The 1023-nt window shown below is 66.0% G+C and carries 1 protein-coding gene; it reads right to left on the bottom strand.

The genetic code is table 11. From position 1 onward, the window contains the following. The coding region (locus AC1DWF_RS32550) for a hypothetical protein (protein ID WP_476842647.1) at positions 1 to 1023 on the bottom strand (1023 nt) is incomplete at both ends.

The following is a 1023-nucleotide window of genomic DNA, read 5'->3' as shown; positions in this document are numbered from 1 at the left end:
CAGCAGGATCGCCACGCTGTTGGGCGTGCCGGAGGTGGCGCTGGTCAGCAGCGCATCGCCGCCGGACTGGATCGTGACGAAGTTGCCGAGAATCTGACCGCCCGTCTGCACGATGCCGCCGGTTCCGGCGTTCAGCGTCACGTTACCGGTATAGGTGGGATTTCCGACCAGGCCGCCGAGGCGGAGCGCGGCGGTTGAGTTCGGATCCGGCGCGTTCGCGCCGAAATCGTAGCCCGCCTGGATGACGGTCGGTTGCGTACTAAGGTCGACGTTCTGGACATTCTGAACCGTGCTGCCGGCGGCAAGGTTAATGTCGCCGGTCGCGCGCAGCGTGGCGCCAAAGGCACCCTGCACCGAGCCGGTCCCCAGCACGTCCAGGTTGCCCGTGACGTTCAGGGTGCTGGAGGCATTGGAGCCGCGCACCGTGCCGCTGACCACCAACGACTGCGCATTCGTGATGTTCACGCCGGTTTCGGCGAGGACGTCGCCCAACTCATCGATCCGGTTCTGTCCCAGAAGCGAGACAGAACCACCGGCGTTGGTAACCGCGTCGAAGCGCGGCGTAACCAGGACGCCGCTCTCGCCTTGCGAGATGCCGGCCGACGCGATGGAGATCGAGTTCGTCGCCGTCGTGGTGCCCTGCAGATCGATGCTCGAGTTCGTGACGATCGCCAGGCAGCCGGTGACGGTCGAAGGACCGAGGGCTCGGATGATGGTGCCCTGCGTGACGCCGAATTCGGGATCCGAGATGATCGGGCGGTTCAGCAGTACATTTCCGCCCGAATTAACGGTGAGGCTGTTCGTGAAGAGGACGCCGCCCGTCTGCACAATCCCGTTTGCGCCGGCGGCCATCTCGACGGCGGTGGCGGTGCCGTTGATGAAACCGCCGAAGCCGCGGACGGACCCCGCGAGCTGGATGCCGCCTGCCGCGGTCGGATCCGGCGCATTCGTGCCGAAATTGAAGCCGGCCTGCATGCGGATGGCGGGCGCGACGACGCTGCCGGCCGTTTCGACGATGATGTT

This window comes from Aminobacter sp. P4_D5 (assembly GCF_056401815.1).
This window is presented reverse-complemented; position numbering and strand designations above follow the sequence as displayed.